General features: G+C 43.6%; 16 protein-coding genes. 10 read left to right on the forward strand and 6 right to left on the reverse strand.

Annotated elements, in window-relative coordinates; translation table 11 throughout:
- Positions 1-515 precede the first annotated feature (515 nt).
- From QUA00_RS22395 to QUA00_RS22405, 3 genes are all read left to right on the forward strand, one after another.
- The gene (locus tag QUA00_RS22395) at positions 516-1,268 is read left to right on the forward strand and encodes a transposase (RefSeq protein ID WP_333261801.1); all 753 of its coding nucleotides are present in this window, start codon (positions 516-518) and stop codon (positions 1,266-1,268) included.
- A gap of 88 nt (positions 1,269-1,356) precedes the next feature.
- Complete coding sequence (locus QUA00_RS22400) at positions 1,357-1,674, forward strand: zinc ribbon domain-containing protein (RefSeq protein WP_333411191.1); 318 nt, start codon at positions 1,357-1,359, stop codon at positions 1,672-1,674.
- A gap of 347 nt (positions 1,675-2,021) precedes the next feature.
- On the forward strand, positions 2,022-2,576 hold the full coding sequence (locus tag QUA00_RS22405) for a hypothetical protein (protein WP_333147405.1): 555 nt from the start codon (positions 2,022-2,024) through the stop codon (positions 2,574-2,576).
- Positions 2,577-2,604: 28 nt separating this feature from the next.
- Here QUA00_RS22405 and QUA00_RS22410 read toward each other — a convergent pair whose 3' ends face one another.
- Positions 2,605-3,762, reverse strand: a complete 1,158-nt coding sequence (locus QUA00_RS22410; protein WP_333147403.1) for a transposase — start codon at positions 3,760-3,762, stop codon at positions 2,605-2,607.
- Between the two features lie 84 nt (positions 3,763-3,846).
- Positions 3,847-4,098 (reverse strand): hypothetical protein, encoded by a 252-nt coding sequence (locus tag QUA00_RS22415; protein WP_333147401.1) that lies wholly within the window; start codon positions 4,096-4,098, stop codon positions 3,847-3,849.
- 232 nt (positions 4,099-4,330) lie between these two features.
- Between QUA00_RS22415 and QUA00_RS22420 the strand changes: the two genes are divergently transcribed.
- The gene (locus tag QUA00_RS22420; RefSeq protein ID WP_172186670.1) at positions 4,331-5,161 is read left to right on the forward strand and encodes a ParA family protein; all 831 of its coding nucleotides are present in this window, start codon (positions 4,331-4,333) and stop codon (positions 5,159-5,161) included.
- Between the two features lie 111 nt (positions 5,162-5,272).
- Positions 5,273-6,418 carry a ParB/RepB/Spo0J family partition protein gene (locus QUA00_RS22425; RefSeq protein ID WP_333411167.1) on the forward strand — a complete coding sequence of 382 codons (1,146 nt, stop codon included), beginning with the start codon at positions 5,273-5,275 and terminating at the stop codon, positions 6,416-6,418.
- Positions 6,419-6,752: 334 nt separating this feature from the next.
- Here the strand turns inward: QUA00_RS22425 and QUA00_RS22430 are convergent, their stop codons facing one another.
- From QUA00_RS22430 to QUA00_RS22440, 3 genes are all read right to left on the reverse strand, one after another.
- Positions 6,753-7,442 carry a hypothetical protein gene (locus tag QUA00_RS22430; protein ID WP_190655503.1) on the reverse strand — a complete coding sequence of 230 codons (690 nt, stop codon included), beginning with the start codon at positions 7,440-7,442 and terminating at the stop codon, positions 6,753-6,755.
- A 165-nt stretch (positions 7,443-7,607) separates the two neighbouring features.
- Complete coding sequence (locus tag QUA00_RS22435) at positions 7,608-7,943, reverse strand: XisI protein (protein ID WP_015179643.1); 336 nt, start codon at positions 7,941-7,943, stop codon at positions 7,608-7,610.
- On the reverse strand, positions 7,931-8,377 hold the full coding sequence (locus QUA00_RS22440; protein WP_015179644.1) for a XisH family protein: 447 nt from the start codon (positions 8,375-8,377) through the stop codon (positions 7,931-7,933). The genes QUA00_RS22435 and QUA00_RS22440 overlap by 13 nt, the downstream gene beginning before the upstream one ends.
- A 292-nt stretch (positions 8,378-8,669) precedes the next feature.
- Here QUA00_RS22440 and QUA00_RS22445 point away from each other — a divergent pair, with 292 nt between their 5' ends.
- Both QUA00_RS22445 and QUA00_RS22450 read left to right on the forward strand, forming a co-directional pair.
- The gene (locus QUA00_RS22445) at positions 8,670-9,644 is read left to right on the forward strand and encodes an IS630 family transposase (protein WP_445305758.1); all 975 of its coding nucleotides are present in this window, start codon (positions 8,670-8,672) and stop codon (positions 9,642-9,644) included.
- 123 nt (positions 9,645-9,767) lie between these two features.
- Positions 9,768-10,517, forward strand: coding sequence for an HIRAN domain-containing protein (locus tag QUA00_RS22450; protein ID WP_015179645.1), 750 nt, complete (start codon positions 9,768-9,770; stop codon positions 10,515-10,517).
- A 276-nt stretch (positions 10,518-10,793) separates the two neighbouring features.
- On the opposite strand, the gene QUA00_RS22455 is transcribed toward QUA00_RS22450, so the two are convergent.
- Entirely contained in the window at positions 10,794-11,078 is a 285-nt protein-coding gene (locus tag QUA00_RS22455; protein WP_333411168.1) for a hypothetical protein, read from the reverse strand.
- Positions 11,079-12,369: 1,291 nt separating this feature from the next.
- Between QUA00_RS22455 and ltrA the strand changes: the two genes are divergently transcribed.
- From ltrA to QUA00_RS22470, 3 genes are all read left to right on the forward strand, one after another.
- Positions 12,370-14,139, forward strand: coding sequence for a group II intron reverse transcriptase/maturase (gene ltrA, locus QUA00_RS22460; protein ID WP_333411169.1), 1,770 nt, complete (start codon positions 12,370-12,372; stop codon positions 14,137-14,139).
- Between the two features lie 361 nt (positions 14,140-14,500).
- Positions 14,501-15,106 (forward strand): Uma2 family endonuclease, encoded by a 606-nt coding sequence (locus QUA00_RS22465; RefSeq protein ID WP_333411170.1) that lies wholly within the window; start codon positions 14,501-14,503, stop codon positions 15,104-15,106.
- A 63-nt stretch (positions 15,107-15,169) separates the two neighbouring features.
- On the forward strand, positions 15,170-16,513 hold the full coding sequence (locus tag QUA00_RS22470) for a helix-turn-helix transcriptional regulator (RefSeq protein WP_333304838.1): 1,344 nt from the start codon (positions 15,170-15,172) through the stop codon (positions 16,511-16,513).
- The last annotated feature ends 73 nt before the right edge of the window (positions 16,514-16,586 follow it).

Genomic DNA, 16,586 nt, shown 5'->3' on the forward strand with positions numbered 1-16,586 from the left:
AAACAAAATGGTACACCGCATATTTGTCTATAAGTGTATCATTTTGTCTATTTATTCGCTACCTAGGGACTAGCTCCATGCTATCGGCTGTACCTGTCTGTACGTAACGACAGATGCGGGTTCGATCCGCAGTAGCAAGGAGCGCGGATTTGGTCTGGGTGGAATGTGGCAGCGGGTCGAGCAGATTAGCGCTCAGCTAAAGCCGCAGGAGCCTCACGCTGTACCCTATACGGGTCAGCGTTGAGAGGAATGCGGGTCAAAGAGGGGGGTTCAACACCCCCTTCTTTGACAATTTCTTTTGTAATGTTCGTAGGAATTCTCTAAACACATCGCTTTGGGTTCGAGATGTTAACTCGCAATACTTGACCAGAACCTCTTTTTCTTCTGAAGTAAGCCTAAACGTTGTTGTTTCTGTTTGTTTCACGATTGTATTTACATTAAATATGCAGTACAATTGTCTCATGAAACTAGCCTACCAGTTCAAACTACTGCCAACGTCCGACCAAAGACGCCGTATGAGCAAATGGCTCGATATGCTACGGCATCAATACAATTTTTTGTTGGCAGACAGATTTGATTGGTTTGAAATGAACAGGTGTTCAGTTAATGCCTGTCCACTGGTATGCAGTATTGCATCCCCAAGGGAACATCCTGAGTATTACGGACAGAAACGCTCACTTGTGTCTCTCAAGACAGAAAGAGAATGGTACAAAGATATCCATGCCGATGTCTTGCAGGACATGGTGAAGCGAGTAGACCTGGCATTTGCTCGTTTTATCAAAGGTGATATCAATGGTAAGCGGAGCGGGAAGCCTCGATTTAAAGGCAAAAACCGCTATCGCACTTTCGCTTATCAGCGAGTGAAGTCTGACTGCATCCAAGGGAATCGAATTGAACTTCCCAAGCTAGGAAAAATCAAATTCATTCAACATCGCCCTATTCCTGACAGTTTTGTCATTAAGAGAGCATTGGTTACTCTCAAAGCAGATGGTTGGTATGCGACACTGACTCTAGAAGATGCATCAGTCCCTGACACTCCTACTATTGGCATTGAACCGACTGAAACTAACAGTATTGGCGTTGACGCGGGATTGGAATATTTTGCCGTCTGCTCAGACGGCACGATGGTAGAACCTCCTAAATTTTATCGGCAAGCCGAAGAGAAATTAGCCAAACTGCAAACCAAAAGAGAGCTAAGAAAAAAAGGTTCTACTGCACGTCGCAAACTTGGGTCACGCATTGCATGCGTTACATCAACAGGTAGCTAGACAACGCAAACAATGGCATTTTGAGCTTGCAGGTGAGTTGGTCAACAAGGCTGAGGTTATCTTTGTAGAAGACCTTAAAGTTTCCAATATGGCAAAACGCAACAAACCCAAGCAAGATGAATCGGGTAAGTTTTTGCCTAATGGTCAATCCGCAAAGTCCGGGTTGAACAAGAGTTTTGCTGATGCGGGGATAGCTGGGTTCTTGAACGAAATCCTTCCGTACAAGGCCCAAAGAGCTGGGCGGTTGGTCGTGAAAGTTAATCCTGCTGGAACATCTCAACATTGTGCAATGTGCCTCAACAGAGTTTCAAAGGAGTTAAGTGATAGGTGGCATGAATGCTCTTGTGGTACATCCATGCCTCGTGACCTGAACTCTGGAATTCTAATAAAGAAAGTGGGGCCCTAGCGTTCGCCTCACTATAAAACGCGAATCCGGGAATTCTCGGAGGAGAAGCCCACACTCTAGTCTTTGATTGAGTGTGGGAGTACGTCACTTGGAGATTCAGAGCGAACTGGGAGGGGGAACAAAGGTTATTATTGTTGTATCTGTTAGGATTATCCCAATTTAGTAAAAACAGGAGTGCGAGCCGGAGTTCTCTTTCGCGAGATAGAAATGCAAGCGAGCAGGATGCTTGCACTCCTAAAAAACGCTCTTAGGTTAAAACACTGACTGAGAAAATTCAGGTAAATGGCAATGTGTTTATCTAAATCTAAATATAAAATTAGAGCGACGGAGTGAAAGGTGCAACTATTATGTCTTATAGCGAATTTTCCCTAGATGATATTAAGCATAAACTCGGCTTAACAATTAGAGAAGTATCTGAAGTCTTTACGGCTGTAGAACCGATCGCACCCAGTCAGCTTTTAAAGGAAACCTTAGCCGAAAATATTCCCTTAGCCTTGGGAATTGACACGGAAAAAGCGCGATCGGAGATGATAGTCGCTCCGGTATTGATTGAACTCCGCAGGCGGTGCGATCGTCAAATCAGCCTCTTTTCCGGTACGGAATTTAATATTGATCGAGTCAAAGGACTGAATGGCATTTGTGACTTTATGATTAGTCATTCACCAGAACAATTATCTTTAAATGCTCCCGTGTTTACACTTGTCGAAGCCAAGAATGACAATATCAAATCGGGAATTGCCCAGTGCATTGCAGAAATGTTGGCAGCCCAGATTTTTAATATTCAAAAAGATAACAGCATTTCCTGTGTTTATGGTGCAGTGACAACAGGCAGTATCTGGAGGTTCATGAAACTAGAAGATAGGACGGTTTATAGTAAACTACCCGCTACCAACCGCGTATAGCGGTATAGTGGGGGCTTTCAATAGCCCGCTATGCATCACCGCTCAAAGAACAGCAAAGCCCCGAACCTTCAGGCTGGTTTACAACAACCCCAAGAGCCGAAATATTTTTCGCCCCGTTATAATCTGCATCGCCAACATAGCCACAATGTCCACAAACAAACTGCTTACCTTGCCGATAAGATTCACCCCGAACCGGGTGGATATGGTTGCAGTTATGGCAAGTCTGCGACGTGTATCTAGGGTCGATCAACAAGATTTTTACGCCATATTTTATCGCTTTGTAAATCAAGAATTGCCGCAATTGGAAGAACGCCCAACTATTACTCAACCTCCGCTCTTTTTTGCTGCGAGGAAGGCTATTGGTTCGCTCTCTGATTCCGGTCAAATCTTCCAAAGCAATAGCTTGGCTACTCGACTTAGCCCTAGTTATCAGTCGATGGCTGATGGTGTGATTTACCAATTCCTGAAAGCGTTTTTCCTTGCCCGACAACCGTTTCAACAATGCTCGACATCTGCGTCGAGCACTGCGTGTGCCTTTCGTAGCTTTTTGTTGGATATCCGCTCTAAGTTTGGCGTAATGATTTCTAATTGCGGTAATTTCTTTGCCGCTAAATTTATCCCCTTCGGATGTAACAACAATGTCAGTTCGCCCCAAATCACACCCCAAAACTTTGTCGGTTTCGATTGGTTCTGGTGGTACAGATTCAAGCTGAATGTTCAGATAGTAAGTACCATCTTTACGTTTTACTAGCGTGGCTGTTTTGGGGACTTGCCCCTTCAACAATCCAAGCTGATAGTTGCCAATAGCAAGTGGAAATCGCTCTCTACCGTTGATAGTGGTCAAACTTACAGTCCAGTCTTTCTCTCTGAAAGAGAAGGTGCGGGGGTCGTAAGTGGCACTTGTTGGAGCAAAGTTTTTAACTGGCTTGCCATCTTTCTTGGCCGTTTTCCTGTTACCAGAAACCCGTCTAATCGCATGAATCGCCAACTGAGCAGACAAGCCGAATCTAGTTCTGACATCGTGATAAACCAAGGACTGTATCGCCAACTCGTTTGTCAGAGTTGGAGGAGCAGTTTGGTTCACGTATTCGCAAGCATTAGCAAACGCCAGGAGCGTCGAATCGATTTTCGTCGATTGCTCCGGCGTTACTTCGAGCTTGCAAGATACTGTCAGGACTTGTTTCATGACGCCACTATATCTCAACGCGTGAAACTATGACAATCAAATAATTTGTTCGTTTACTTATACACCGCCTCACTTGTTTAGCGCCTACGGGATTATCGATTTGGTTGGTGGTGCAATGGCTCTCTCACGCGCATTGCTCACGCCACCATACCGAAACGGTATGGTGGGGGAATCCTGCTGTTTTAGTTGAAAATATTCAACTAATTCTAGGTATGTTAATGCAAATTGTTCAGTTGACTCGCCCAACCCTTCCGTGCCTTTGAAGTTCCCTAGTACATTGTACGATCGCACCGTCCCAAGACTGCGATCGAAGTTAACTCGGCGGTTAGATCCCATACCTCAAATATCGATATATGACGTTCCGTGTTTCAGTCTAGCGATCGAACTTAAATTCTTTTCAACAATCTTCCCCGTACTAAACTTGACGAGATTCTGCTCGACCGACTAAATATTAAGTTGCTGTTTCAACGTGGAACCCAACAGTGGTTTACCGTGAGGCTCTCATATATCGATATCTGATGCCTACTCTCGATATATGATACTTAAATCATCTACTTAATTCAAAACCATGCAAATTCGACTAGCAGTCATCAGCAATGCTGGCGGCACTGGCAAAACCACACTTTCAGTTCACCTCGCCTACGAACTGGGGTTAAGGGGTTTGAAAGTAGCCATTATGGATCTCGACCCCCAAGGCTCCCTGACCCTTTTTTGCGGTCTAAATCCGCCAGAGCCAGAACACACACTGTCCGCCATAATGCGAGAAAGCTTCAATGGCTCTTGGCCTCTTACTCCTAGCTGGAGTCCCCACACCAATAATGTAACCGTTTGTCAAGGCGGAATGACGCTGACACAAACAGCAGACGAGTTAGTTCTGCACAAGCGTGGCGCTTATCTTCTAGGCGATTGCCTGAGCGACTATCCAATGGATCACGACCTAATTATCTTCGACTGCCCCGCTACCCTCGGCCCCTTGCCCTTGATGGCACTAACTGCTTGCACTCATATAATAGTGCCCGTACAGCTCGAACCAAAATCAATTCAAGGAGCAGCTCACCTGCTGGAGTGGTACTACCACCATTGCAAACAATTACGCCTCAAGCCGCAACCAGAAATCTTAGGGTTTGTACCCAACCAATACGATACGAAACGAGCCGTCCACCGACAACTTTTAGAGTCATTGCCAGCCCAGCTAGAGCAGATGAATATCCGCGTTTTTCCACCTATTCGGGACAGTGCAGAATTTGTCAATGCCAGCGGTCAAGGGTTGCCCTTACACATTTACCGCCCCCTTCACCCAGCTTTAGGCGACTTCAAAGAAATTGTTAAGCACCTGGCTACCTTAATGGGAAATGAAGTTGCTCCGGCTGTTGCCAAAAAAGGCAAAAAAAAGAAATAGTATTTGATTCATACTCACAACTTGCTTGCTTAGCGAAAACAAGTCCTTCGTTTCTGACTAAGAGCCATGAACTCACTTTCTCCAATCCCCAATCAAAAATCAAAAATCGCTATGGCCACCCGTAAAGCTCCCGACTTGGGAAATTATTTTTCATCCGCCAAGCAGTCAATGCACCTCTCTGAAGCTGAATCCGAGATTCAGGAACTCAAAGCAGAAATTGAAGAACTGCGAAAATCGGGTTCAACGGAATTGGAATCTCAATTGACTGCACTGCGAGAACAACTAGAATCCGCCAGCGGTATCCTCTCCATTTCACTCTTACAAATTCAGCCTAATCCTGAACAACCCAGACAGACTTTTTTGCCAGAAAGTATCGAGTCCATGTCCCGTTCCCTCGCTAGTGACGGACAACTGCAACCCATTATCTTGATTCAACGGGGGGATTTGGTGATATTCGATGGAGAGCGGCGCTGGCGCAGCGCTAAAAATCTGGGCTGGCAAACTTTGCAAGCTGTGATCGTTCCAGAACCCGCGGCTTTGCACCGCAAAGCACTGCTGACTTCCCTGCACCGGGAAGATCTCAATCCCCTCGATAAAGCAGAAGCTATTGTGCGGGAGTTGTCTGAAAATACGGGTTTGGAAGCTGCAACTATCCCCCGCATTCTCTCGACAGTGGTGCGACGCTTGAACGCGCAAAAACGGATGAACTTGGTTTCCGAGTTGGTGACGGTGGCACCTGACGAGCAGCAACAGGGTTTGGCCGCTGTGGGTTTGGATGAACAAGAGTTGGCCGTTTTGCGGACACTGTTGGATTTGCAGCTCAATCCCGCTTCTATCGATGCCAACATTTTCCCGATGCTGTCTTTGGCTGATGACCTTAAGACTGCTATCAGGCAATTAGGACTTAAAGGGGTTCATGCAATGGCTCTTTCTAAACTCTCTGCTAAAAATTTAGTCTTGCCAGAGGAAGAAGCGCAGCCGATTAGAGTTCAAGCAACCGATCGAGTTATTGCCGAGAAATTGTCGGTGACTCAAACTCGTAAATTGGTGCAAGAAATTATCAATTCTAATCTGGATGATTTCCCAGGGGCAGCCCGCCAATTCAAGCAGGTTAAGTTGGCAGCCGGGAATTTGAAAAAGCTCTCACCTCAAGTGTTGGAGCAAGCTGAGGTTGACCAACTTGTGGAGTTGCAGGAGGTTTTGCGCCAAAAGCTGGCGGAAATTGAGGCGGTTTTAAAGCAAAATACTGAGAAATAACGGCAAAGTTTCGATCGGTCTGCTTGCTAAAATCGATCGAGTGGAAACACTCGCCGTTTTCATCGCTCCGTATGCCTCTAATCTTGGCAAACCAGGGTACGAAAAAACCGCTGAGATACGAGCGGGAAGGGGGTTGGTTGATGATTTCTGCGGCGTGGGCTTCGTCGTCGGGGATGGGGCCGATCAGGTCGAGTTGTAAGGCGTCGATTAGGTCTTGGCGGACTTGGGCGGGGGTTGTTGGGGTTGCATTGATATTCATTATATGCCTTTACCTTTAATTAGATTGTTTAATAATTAGTCCAAACTTTAATGCCTAAATGATTCCTTACTTGTATCAAAGGAATCTTTTTTTTTGAGTCATAGCTTGCACAGATGTATGAAGGTTTCCTAATTGAATCTTTGTTTTTTTGCCAATAAAACGCTGACCTGTAGTAATCACTGTATAAGGTTTGACTGTCAGCACTTGAGTGCTGGTGTTATACGAATTCGGCTTCATCAATTCTTCATAAGTAGTGACAAGATTAACTGTTCGCAGGTATCCAGGGTCTTCCAACGACAGTTTTTCTCCTTCTTTTTTGATATTTTTATAAGCTTTTTCTAAGTTAGAAAATAAAATTAGAGCTATCCCCATAGATTGTGGATTCACTGTACCAGGAATCGCTACCCATTCGAGACTTCCCAGAATTTCCCCTTGATCCTCTTTTAGGTGAGTAAATATCCAAGGCATATCTACCAAATTAATTGTTTCGCTTTGGGTAATCACTCCAATTTCATTAATTACGACAGGATTATAGCTTTTATTTATAACTTTAAGCAAAAAATAATTTATTAAAGGCTGTTGTATTGCTGGCAAGCTATCACGCTCACGTTCAACTGTAACTATTATTTTGATTCTATCTTTATTCAAGTCATAAATAAATCTAATTACAGTAATTAATATAAGTAAAGTAGTAGTAAACGCAGTATATTCTTGAAATTGAATCGGTGTTAAAGATGATAGCCACGATTTTAAAATATCAAACATTATGTAATTCCTCTGCGCTCAATGCTTCGGCAAGAGCTAGATTGGTAAAGTCATATAGCTAGGGCTAGCTAGTAGGGTGCGTCAGTTGTAAATCCTTGGCTAACAGCGATAATTTTCTCCCTGATGCACACTACTTGTATTGTGCTTAGCACGACCGGCATTGTTTTATGCGGCAACAAGGACTTGATCGGGTGACAGAAAAGCTAAGATGATATCGTTTTGAGGAATGCCTTCCTCAATTAAATCTTGGGTAATGCCGCATTCCATACCGTCATATTCAATGTAGATTTTACCAGCTTCCAACGTGATATAAATGAGGTTTCCTCTGATTCGCCGCCCCCGATCCCAACCAACTTGCATCAAGGCGTAGCGATCGTGAGTTTCGTCAAACACGGGATCAAGTCGGATCTCTCCGTGAGAAGGCTTTAATTGGGCATATTTCCCGATTACCTGTTTGACAATTTCTCGGTATGTGGTTGCATTATCCGTTAAGTTATCCATTGTTGAACCTCTATTTTTTCTAAATCGATTACTACCAAATTTAAGGGTATTTCTGTAATGGCGAGTTCGCCAATAGGTTCGCTGAAAATGCCGTTATAGGCCAGAGTGGGAACGGCTAAATAAATTATCCGTTCTGGGTCAACTTGGCCTAGCAATAACCGATAGAGTATATATTGACCAAGAGCTTGTTCCAGATCGGCAATAGGTGACACTCCTCGAAATTCTTTAATTTCAATGGCGATGCGGGTATTTTCTCGCTTTGCGCCAATAAAACGCCCTTCTATTTTGTTGTTGACTTCGGACGCTGCCGCTGCCAAGTCTACAAAGAGAAATCGCTCTCCGTAAGAAATTACATAGGGGTCGTTAGTGATTTCCCAACCATCTTTTATCAGCGCTTCTTTAACGATATTATGGATTGTATCTCTTGCCGGCATTCTTTCCTCAAATTGTCTCGGTTCGCTTTTGCTGAGTAGATGTAATTATTCGTAAATTTTGTTTGGCGAATATGCCATTTTTTATTAACGACTTGACAAAGCAGGAGATAATGTGTTACGGCAAGCGCCCCAAGCTGAACAAAACTCCTATTTGTGTGATAATTGCAATTTTATCATAGATGAGATTTGCATAAGTAGTTAGACAGAATTAATTACACAAATACATAGTAGAATGATATTCCAGGCAAAATTATGAGTTAATTAGAATTTCATATGTTTATCAGGGAAATAAATCCTCTTTCGTCTAAATTGCTCGACTCGAATTTATCGCCAAAGCCGACATCATCAGGTACGTCAGAGAGCACATTGCCTCATATTAGCTTCGCAAGGAGTAAAAAAAGGAGAGTTAATGAATATTTTTAAAATAAGTTATAAGACCCTCTATAACTGGTTCAATCGGTGGGAATTAGAGGGAATGATAGGACTTTATAATAAACCAGGAAGAGGTTCTAAGCCACTATTTAACTCTTCGCAGAAAGCCCAAATTAAAGAAGGGGCTAAACAAGAGCCAAGGCAATTAAAAAATGTTAGCCAAAAAGTTCAAGAAACCTGGGGCATAACTCCCAGTACAAAAACAATTCAAAGAATACTAAAAACTCTAAACATGAGTTGGCAACTCCTTCGTAAAGGAGTTGCCGGAACGCCTCCAGCCCAGGAATATCAAGAGAAAAAGGCGCAATTAGAAGAATTAAAGCAATTGGATGATCAGGGTAAAATTGATTTATATTACTTGGATGAAACGGGATTTTGTTTGATTCCTTGTGTCCCCTATGGCTGGCAGGATATCGGAGAATATTTAACAATTCCTAGTCGTAGTCAGCGAATGAATGTACTAGGAATCATGAATCGAAATAACCATCTTGAAACTTATATTTCATCTCAAAGTATTAATTGCGATGTGGTTATTGCCTGTATTGATGCTTTTTTCCCCACAGTAGATAAGCCAACGGTGATTGTCACCGATCAAGCTTCTATTCATACCAGTGATGCTATTGTTGACAAAATAGAAGAGTGGAAACAACGTAATATTACTCTTTTTGAGTTGCCTTCTTACTCACCTGAATTAAATTTAATTGAAATTTTATGGCTGTTTATTAAGTATGAATGGATTGAAATATCTGCTTACAAGAGTTGGGGAACTTTTGTTACATCTGTGGAAAAAATCCTGAAAGAATTTGGAGAAAACTATGTAATTAATTTTCTCTAGCTACTTAGTGGATATTTTTAATCGAATTCCTAACACTCGTATCTCACCGATTGCAGCCGAGTTTGCCCAAAAAATTCTTGAATTCAATCAACACAGACTGCTTAACTTGAGGAAAACGCTACCGTGAAAACACACTCAACGCTTTTTTTGGCTTGGCAAGATCCAAACAGCCGTTCCTGGTTTCCCATTGGCAGGCTAACATTTGACGGAACCAACTACCAATTTACCTACACGCAAGGCGTTTTAGAAGCTCAACAGAAGTGCGGTTTTGAACCCTTGCCCTCGTTTCCGCGCTTAGGTAAAGTATATACATCAACCTACTTATTTTCCGTATTTGCTAATCGGTTGATGCCGACAAATCGCCCCGATTACTCAAGTTTTATTCACTGGCTAAATCTGACTCAAAATGAAAGCGATCCAATTGCCATGTTAGCTCGCAGCGGTGGGCGGCGAGAAACAGATACTCTAACTGTTTTTCTCATTCCTGAACCAGATTCAGAAGGGCGGTATCGCCTCCACTTTTTCTCGCATGGGTTGCGCTACTTGCCACAATGTGCGATTGAGCGAATTAACTGTTTAGAACCTGGAGAAAAGTTGTGGTTGGCTCACGAATTTCAAAATCATTATGATTCTAAAGCATTGACTTTAAATACAGAAGACCACTACATTGTCGGGTATTGTCCGCGATATTTGAAGAGTGAGATTTTTGAACTTCTCTTGAGGAATCCTAGTTTTGTAGAAGTGCGTGTAGAGCGAGTAAATCAACCGCCAACACCGTTTCAGTTTCGCCTGCTGTGTAATATAACTACTCAATGCTATAATGACTTCCGCCCATTTTCAAGTCATGAATATCAGCCGCTCAGCAGCTCTTAGGTACTGGAAAACCCTTGCAACTTCGAGTTAGACTCCTCTTGGCAAAGTTGAGCCAAACATTCATCACTGCAAGTCGCTCAGGAGCCTTTTCGCAATCCGGCTTGCTCGATCGGCGCTTTCTTCCCCAATCCGGTCTCACCGGAGTGCTACTGAAGTGGGGACTTATAGCAATTTAGTATCAATTGCTACATTCTGCACCAAATATCCGAGAGAGCCCAACTGCTAAAAGCCGATCAACTGCTTGCGAGCGATCGCCCTCAAGATCTCAAAGCGGTTCTATACTGGGCTTTTTTCTTGTTGGTGCAAAGATTCGGCTTCTTCACGAAGTTGGGCAAGCGCTTCTTCGGATAAGTTTTCAAGCATTGAATTTAGCTGCTTTTTATTACCATTTTCGGGGCTGCTGGTGGCGAGAGATTGTGTCGGCATCAAGCGAGGATTCGCGCTGTAAAAAATTTTCAAAGAGCTGAAAAAATGTATCAAGCGCTTGGGATTCATCTTCTGAATACAAAAGGATAATTCGCGCCCAAGACTTGGTAGATGGCTGGTTAAATTGTTTTTCAATCCAGTCTTGAAATTCTGCAAATTCTTGTTCCTGTTCAGTAACAGGAATTCCGAGTTGGCGACAGGCTAAAGTGTAACCATCTAAAAAAGCTTGCAGACTAAAGATAGAACGCTTGCCGAGATAAAGGGCGGTTCTAGTTTGGATTTTATCTAAAAGCTGATCAAAATTGTTTTCTGCTGTAATTGGGGGTGTAGCTTGAGGATTTTTCCAGGCATATTCTTTGAGGGATGGCAGGGTGGATTAATTGTCGAAAAAATAAACTAAGCTGATTGGGCTATTTGTTGATGCTACGTGAAGGATTTAACTGGTTGATCTCGGTTAGAAAAACCGAAAAGCAACTCACTGATATTTTCAAGTTGGTTAGCCATCAATCTTAAAGCTTGAGGAAGAGTATTCGTACCACTCATCCGAGCTCTCTTATACTAAAAGTGGAATAATAGTGAGGAAGGCGTTAAGAGATATGGAATATTGAGCGAATTTACAGCACTCTTTGACTTGATGGCTTCTGAGTGATGGCAACAAAAGCGAGCGCCGCAAGAGTGAGAAATGAGCTATGACAAAACCCAAGAGGTATCCCGACAATTGGCACTCTTATTGCGCTCTCCGTGAAAGAAAGTGCGCTCTGGCGCTGTACTAAATGCAACCAACAATGCCTCCGACCCGGTAAGAAAAGTGGCTTAACCAAGTCCGAACGCTGTGCCTTAACTTTGAGTGTGATTCGTTTAGCCTAAAGTGAGCCGAAAAGCTTACGGGACGGTTAGCCTAGCTGCAATCAGCTAGTGACAACTGATTACACTTGTAGGTGAGTCCAAGAGACAAGTCTTACCCCGCAGGTGCAGCGGTGAAAGCATATCCCCTATGTTGTTGGGTAGCAACCAACAACATAAAGCGGGGATAAAAGGCAGAACTACTGATAGCCGAATTTGGTAACTGCCGAGCAAGAACTCATGCGTAGCGTCAGCAAAGATGTGTTTGAACCATCGTAAAAGGCAATGGTCTAACGGCTGAATAAGACCAAGCCAAAAGGCAAGGATAGGGTATTGGCAAATCCAATATTGACCAATAAGCACTACCCAAAAACCCGGTGGAGAGCATCGCGCTAAAAGTTCAACCAATGTGTAATCGGAACGAAGTAACCCTTATATATTTCTGGAAAAGGTCGATGCCCAGTAGGTTGCTAGCCATAAGGTATATGAGGGAAGGATTGAGTCAAAAGCGAATGCCTTATTGTAATAACAAGGATATGCCGACAGACTCACGGTAACTTTAACGAAAGGGTTGCAATTAGCAATGAAAAAGTCTAAAACGCTGAACAATCAGACGGTGGAATGGAACCAAATCAATTGGCGTAAAGTCGAACGATTGACGTTCAAGTTGCAAAAACGAATCTTTCAAGCGAGTAAACGTGGTGATGTTAAAGCAGTTCGCAAACTCCAAAAGACCCTGATTAGATCCTGGTCGGCAAGATTGATTGCAGTTAGAAAGGTAACACAGGATAACCAAGGTAAAAATACGGCAGGTGTAGATGGTGTCAAATCACTAACTCCAAAGCAACGTATCACCTTATCAATTAACCTGAAAGTCACAGGTAAATCAAAACCCACACGACGGGTAATGATTCCCAAACCTGGCACAAATGAAAAGAGACCTTTAGGTATACCAACAATCAATGATCGTGCACTGCAAGCATTGGTCAAGCTAGCGCTAGAACCCGAATGGGAAGCTCGTTTTGAGCCAAATAGTTACGGGTTCCGACCAGGACGTTCATGTCACGATGCAATAGAAGCAATTTTTACCGCTATCAATCAGAAAGCCAAATATGTGCTAGATGCTGATATTGCCAAATGCTTTGACCGCATAAACCATGCCACGTTACTCAAGAAGATTAATACATTCCCAACTTTAAGAAAACAAGTGAAAGCTTGGCTTAAAGCCGGAGTGTTAGACCAAGGCTATCCTTTTCCTACCAACGAAGGCACACCACAAGGTGGCGTTATTTCACCCCTTTTGGCAAATATAGCCCTACATGGAATGGAAGAAAGAGTCAAACAATATGCCGAAACATTAAAAGGGAACGAAAGTAAGACGATTAAACGTCAATCCCTGAGTTTGATTCGTTACGCTGATGACTTTGTGATACTCCACAAAGACGTAAACGTAATACAGGAATGCCAAAAAATAATCGCAAACTGGTTAAGTGACATCGGACTGGAGTTGAAACCTAGTAAAACAAGATTAACCCACACCCTCGGCAAACATGATGGAAATGTTGGGTTTGAGTTTCTAGGATTCCATATTCAACAGCACAAAGTAGGCCACTATCGAAGTGCATCAAACAGATATGGAGTTCTTGGTTTCTGCACACTAATCACCCCTTCAAAACTCAAGCTCAAGGAACACCTAAAAAAACTTGCAGAAGTAATAGACACTCATAAGACCGCGCCACAGGCAGCTTTGATATCAAAACTCAACCCAATCATCAAAGGCTGGTCAAACTATTACTCCACAGTATCGAGCAAAAACACTTTCTCAAAAGCAGATATGCTCACATACAGCAAGTTAAGAGCCTGGGCAAAAAGTAGGGGGGAAGGTAGCATCAATAAGGACAAATACTGGAGAACAGTAGGTGACCGTAACTGGTGTTTCAGTACGGAAGAAGGATTAGAACTAGCGGTACACGGCGCAACGCCAATAGTGCGACACACAAAAATAAAGAACACTTCTAGTCCCTATGACGGCAACTGGACTTATTGGAGCAAGCGACGCGGAGAATACCCTGAAACGCCGTCTAGATTGGCAAAATTACTCAAAAGGCAGAAGGGTAAATGTACCCACTGTGGTCTGTACTTTACACCTACAGACATCGTAGAAGTTGACCATATTAAACCTAAAACTCTAGGAGGAAAAGACACCTATGAGAACTTACAACTTCTACACAAGCACTGTCACGATGTTAAAACAGCCAATGATGGTTCACTGACTCGTACCTATGACAAAGGTAAAGTTACTGAGGAGCGGAATGAAGCGAAAGTTTCACGTTCCGTTCTGAAGGAGAGGTAGGAGTAGCAATGCTCCTATCGACTCTAACCAGTGCACCACCGCAACCGGATACCGGAGGACAACCGTCCAGAAAACTTAATAGCCCTTTGTACTGCGTGTCACCTTTCTTATCACAATCGCGGGCAATCCAACGTCTCGCCTGGACAATTATCGCTGTTCCCCGATGATGACATTGATTGGAATATAATGGATGGTTCTCTGGAATCGGCACGGGGCGATTTATCAGATCGCAATCCGCCTCCATTAGTTTGACAAGCTCGAAGGCGGTCATGCAATCGAGCGAGTATAATAAACTTAACAGAACTCTACTCCCTACCCCACGAAACTTCTAATTAAGCTACCTCCCATTAAAAAATAACCTATGACATACACCCCATCCAAACTACTTAGCTTTGAGGAGTTTATTGCCCTATATGGGGATAATACACGATATGAACTCATTGATGGAGAACTCAGAGACATGGAACCTACTGGTCCTCACGAAGCGGTTGCAGGTAGTATTGCTGGTAGAATTTACGTAGAAATTTTTCGTGGTAATTTCAATTGGTTGGTTCCCAAAACTTGTTTAATAAAACCCCTATACGCTGAGGCCACAGCACTGCGTCCTGATGTAGTTGTTTTAGATAAAGCAGAACTTAGTAGTGAACCCCTTTGGCAAAAAGAACCAGTGATTTGTAAAGATAGTACAATTAAGCTGGTTGCCGAAGTTGTCAGCACTAATTGGCAAGATGATTATGCAAGAAAAGTGGAAGAATACGCTTTTTTGAAGATTGCAGAATATTGGATTGTGGACTTTCGAGGCTTGGGGGGTTTGCAATTTATCGGCAATCCCAAGCAACCTACTTTCACGGTCTGCCAGTTGAGTGATGGAGTTTACCAGCAGCAACAATATCGCTTGGGAGAGCCGATTTCTTCTTACCTCTTTCCCAATTTACAATTGCAACTTGACGACATTATGCCGACTTAAAATTCTAGAATTTATTAAAACTACAGTGATTAAAATACTAGGTTCTAACTATTGACTAAAACTATGAGTGACAGCACCAGCTCAGAAAGTCTGGCTGAAGTTAGAGATACCCCAGACAAACCCATTACAGAACCTCGTCTGTACCAGAGTAGACCGATCGCCCCTGTCGCGACACCCCCTCCTATGGTATCCAGTCTCCACGCACAACTGAGAACAGACTTGTGGCAGCAATACCCTTCAGGTGTCGGGTACTTCCAACACCGAGCCAAGGGCAACCCCAACAACATCATCGAGCACTACATCGCCAACCCCGGCGACATCACGCTGCTGCCTTTAGAAGAGGCCATGCAAATTATTGACAAGTTTGGGCTGACCGCTGCCAAGTTACACCTGATTTTTGCCGCTCATATTATGAGACAAGAAGAGCCGTGGGAAAGCTTATTCACTCTCGAAGGCAGTGACTTAATCAAGGAAATGGGCTGGGACAAACGCACAGACTTGCCCGCGTCTAAAAAACTGAATGAACTAGCTAAAACAGCGTATGCTCTAGGTTGCCTAGCAATCAAAGCCACATGGGTTGAAGGCAAACACAAAAAAGGTGGAATTAGAGCCAGCGTTGACACCTCGCGAATGTGGAATATTCAAATTCAGTTAACAGGTCAGCAGAATCTGGAGGGCAAAATAGAGCAGCCTGATGAAGTCTACATCACAGTCCAACCGGGGCTCTGGACTCATGCCTTCTTGAACAAAGCAGGTTACTTCGCCAAAGAAGCCTTGTATCAGTTTGGCTATTTAGCCCAGGAGATTCTCAAAATCGATGCCTACCATGATGAACTGGCTTTGCGCTTAGCACTTCATCTGACGATGGAAAGCCGATTTCACACCAGTGGCAGTTACAAAGTGGAAACCCTTCTAAAAGCGCTCCTATCCCAAACGGTAATCGATATAGCCCGGTCTGACCGTAGAAAAGCTTACACGCTGATGAATAGCTGGAATCACACCCTGGAAGTGCTGTTGAAACTCCAGCGAGCGTTTCAAATCGAGTTTGACCAAGAGACCTACCCAGAATGGCTGAGACCCGGTAGCAAGGATCGAAAAAAACGAGGATACTTTGACACGCTATTGGCAGCCAAAATTACCATCCATCCGCCAGCACCTATCCCCCAACTCCTGGCAAGCAAAGCTGAACTCAAACAGGTTCAACCCCGCCTGAAAGAAGCTCCCAAACCTAAACTGACAAGCAATGAGATAAAAGAAGCAAGAACAGCCAAAGGTTGGACTCAAGCACAATTGGCTGGCTGGCTAGGGGTGTCGCAGCGTTATGTATCCATGTTGGAACGTGGGGAGCGAATCCCTGCACCAGAACTGGAATCCCAAATCTGGCATCTGTTAAGCATTTCAGATTGACATATTTAGGACTTACGCACAGCCTCAATATACGGTGTGAAAGTAGGGGCAACCCCCCCTGAAGAGCCTCTAT

Origin of the sequence: Microcoleus sp. T2B6 (assembly GCF_036700475.1) — a bacterium.
Lineage (GTDB): Bacteria > Cyanobacteriota > Cyanobacteriia > Cyanobacteriales > Microcoleaceae > Microcoleus.

What these genes read in the sequence shown, in the direction of transcription:
- QUA00_RS22435 (WP_015179643.1), bottom strand. Translation starts at nt 7,943, where the DNA reads ATGGATAACTTAACGGATAATGCAACCACATACCGAGAAATTGTCAAA.
- QUA00_RS22430 (WP_190655503.1), bottom strand. Translation starts at nt 7,442, where the DNA reads ATGTTTGATATTTTAAAATCGTGGCTATCATCTTTAACACCGATTCAA.
- QUA00_RS22395 (WP_333261801.1), top strand. Translation starts at nt 516, where the DNA reads ATGAGCAAATGGCTCGATATGCTACGGCATCAATACAATTTTTTGTTG.
- QUA00_RS22420 (WP_172186670.1), top strand. Translation starts at nt 4,331, where the DNA reads ATGCAAATTCGACTAGCAGTCATCAGCAATGCTGGCGGCACTGGCAAA.
- QUA00_RS22470 (WP_333304838.1), top strand. Translation starts at nt 15,170, where the DNA reads ATGAGTGACAGCACCAGCTCAGAAAGTCTGGCTGAAGTTAGAGATACC.
- QUA00_RS22465 (WP_333411170.1), top strand. Translation starts at nt 14,501, where the DNA reads ATGACATACACCCCATCCAAACTACTTAGCTTTGAGGAGTTTATTGCC.
- QUA00_RS22415 (WP_333147401.1), bottom strand. Translation starts at nt 4,098, where the DNA reads ATGGGATCTAACCGCCGAGTTAACTTCGATCGCAGTCTTGGGACGGTG.
- ltrA (WP_333411169.1), top strand. Translation starts at nt 12,370, where the DNA reads ATGAAAAAGTCTAAAACGCTGAACAATCAGACGGTGGAATGGAACCAA.
- QUA00_RS22425 (WP_333411167.1), top strand. Translation starts at nt 5,273, where the DNA reads ATGGCCACCCGTAAAGCTCCCGACTTGGGAAATTATTTTTCATCCGCC.
- QUA00_RS22400 (WP_333411191.1), top strand. Translation starts at nt 1,357, where the DNA reads ATGGCAAAACGCAACAAACCCAAGCAAGATGAATCGGGTAAGTTTTTG.
- QUA00_RS22410 (WP_333147403.1), bottom strand. Translation starts at nt 3,762, where the DNA reads ATGAAACAAGTCCTGACAGTATCTTGCAAGCTCGAAGTAACGCCGGAG.
- QUA00_RS22440 (WP_015179644.1), bottom strand. Translation starts at nt 8,377, where the DNA reads ATGCCGGCAAGAGATACAATCCATAATATCGTTAAAGAAGCGCTGATA.
- QUA00_RS22405 (WP_333147405.1), top strand. Translation starts at nt 2,022, where the DNA reads ATGTCTTATAGCGAATTTTCCCTAGATGATATTAAGCATAAACTCGGC.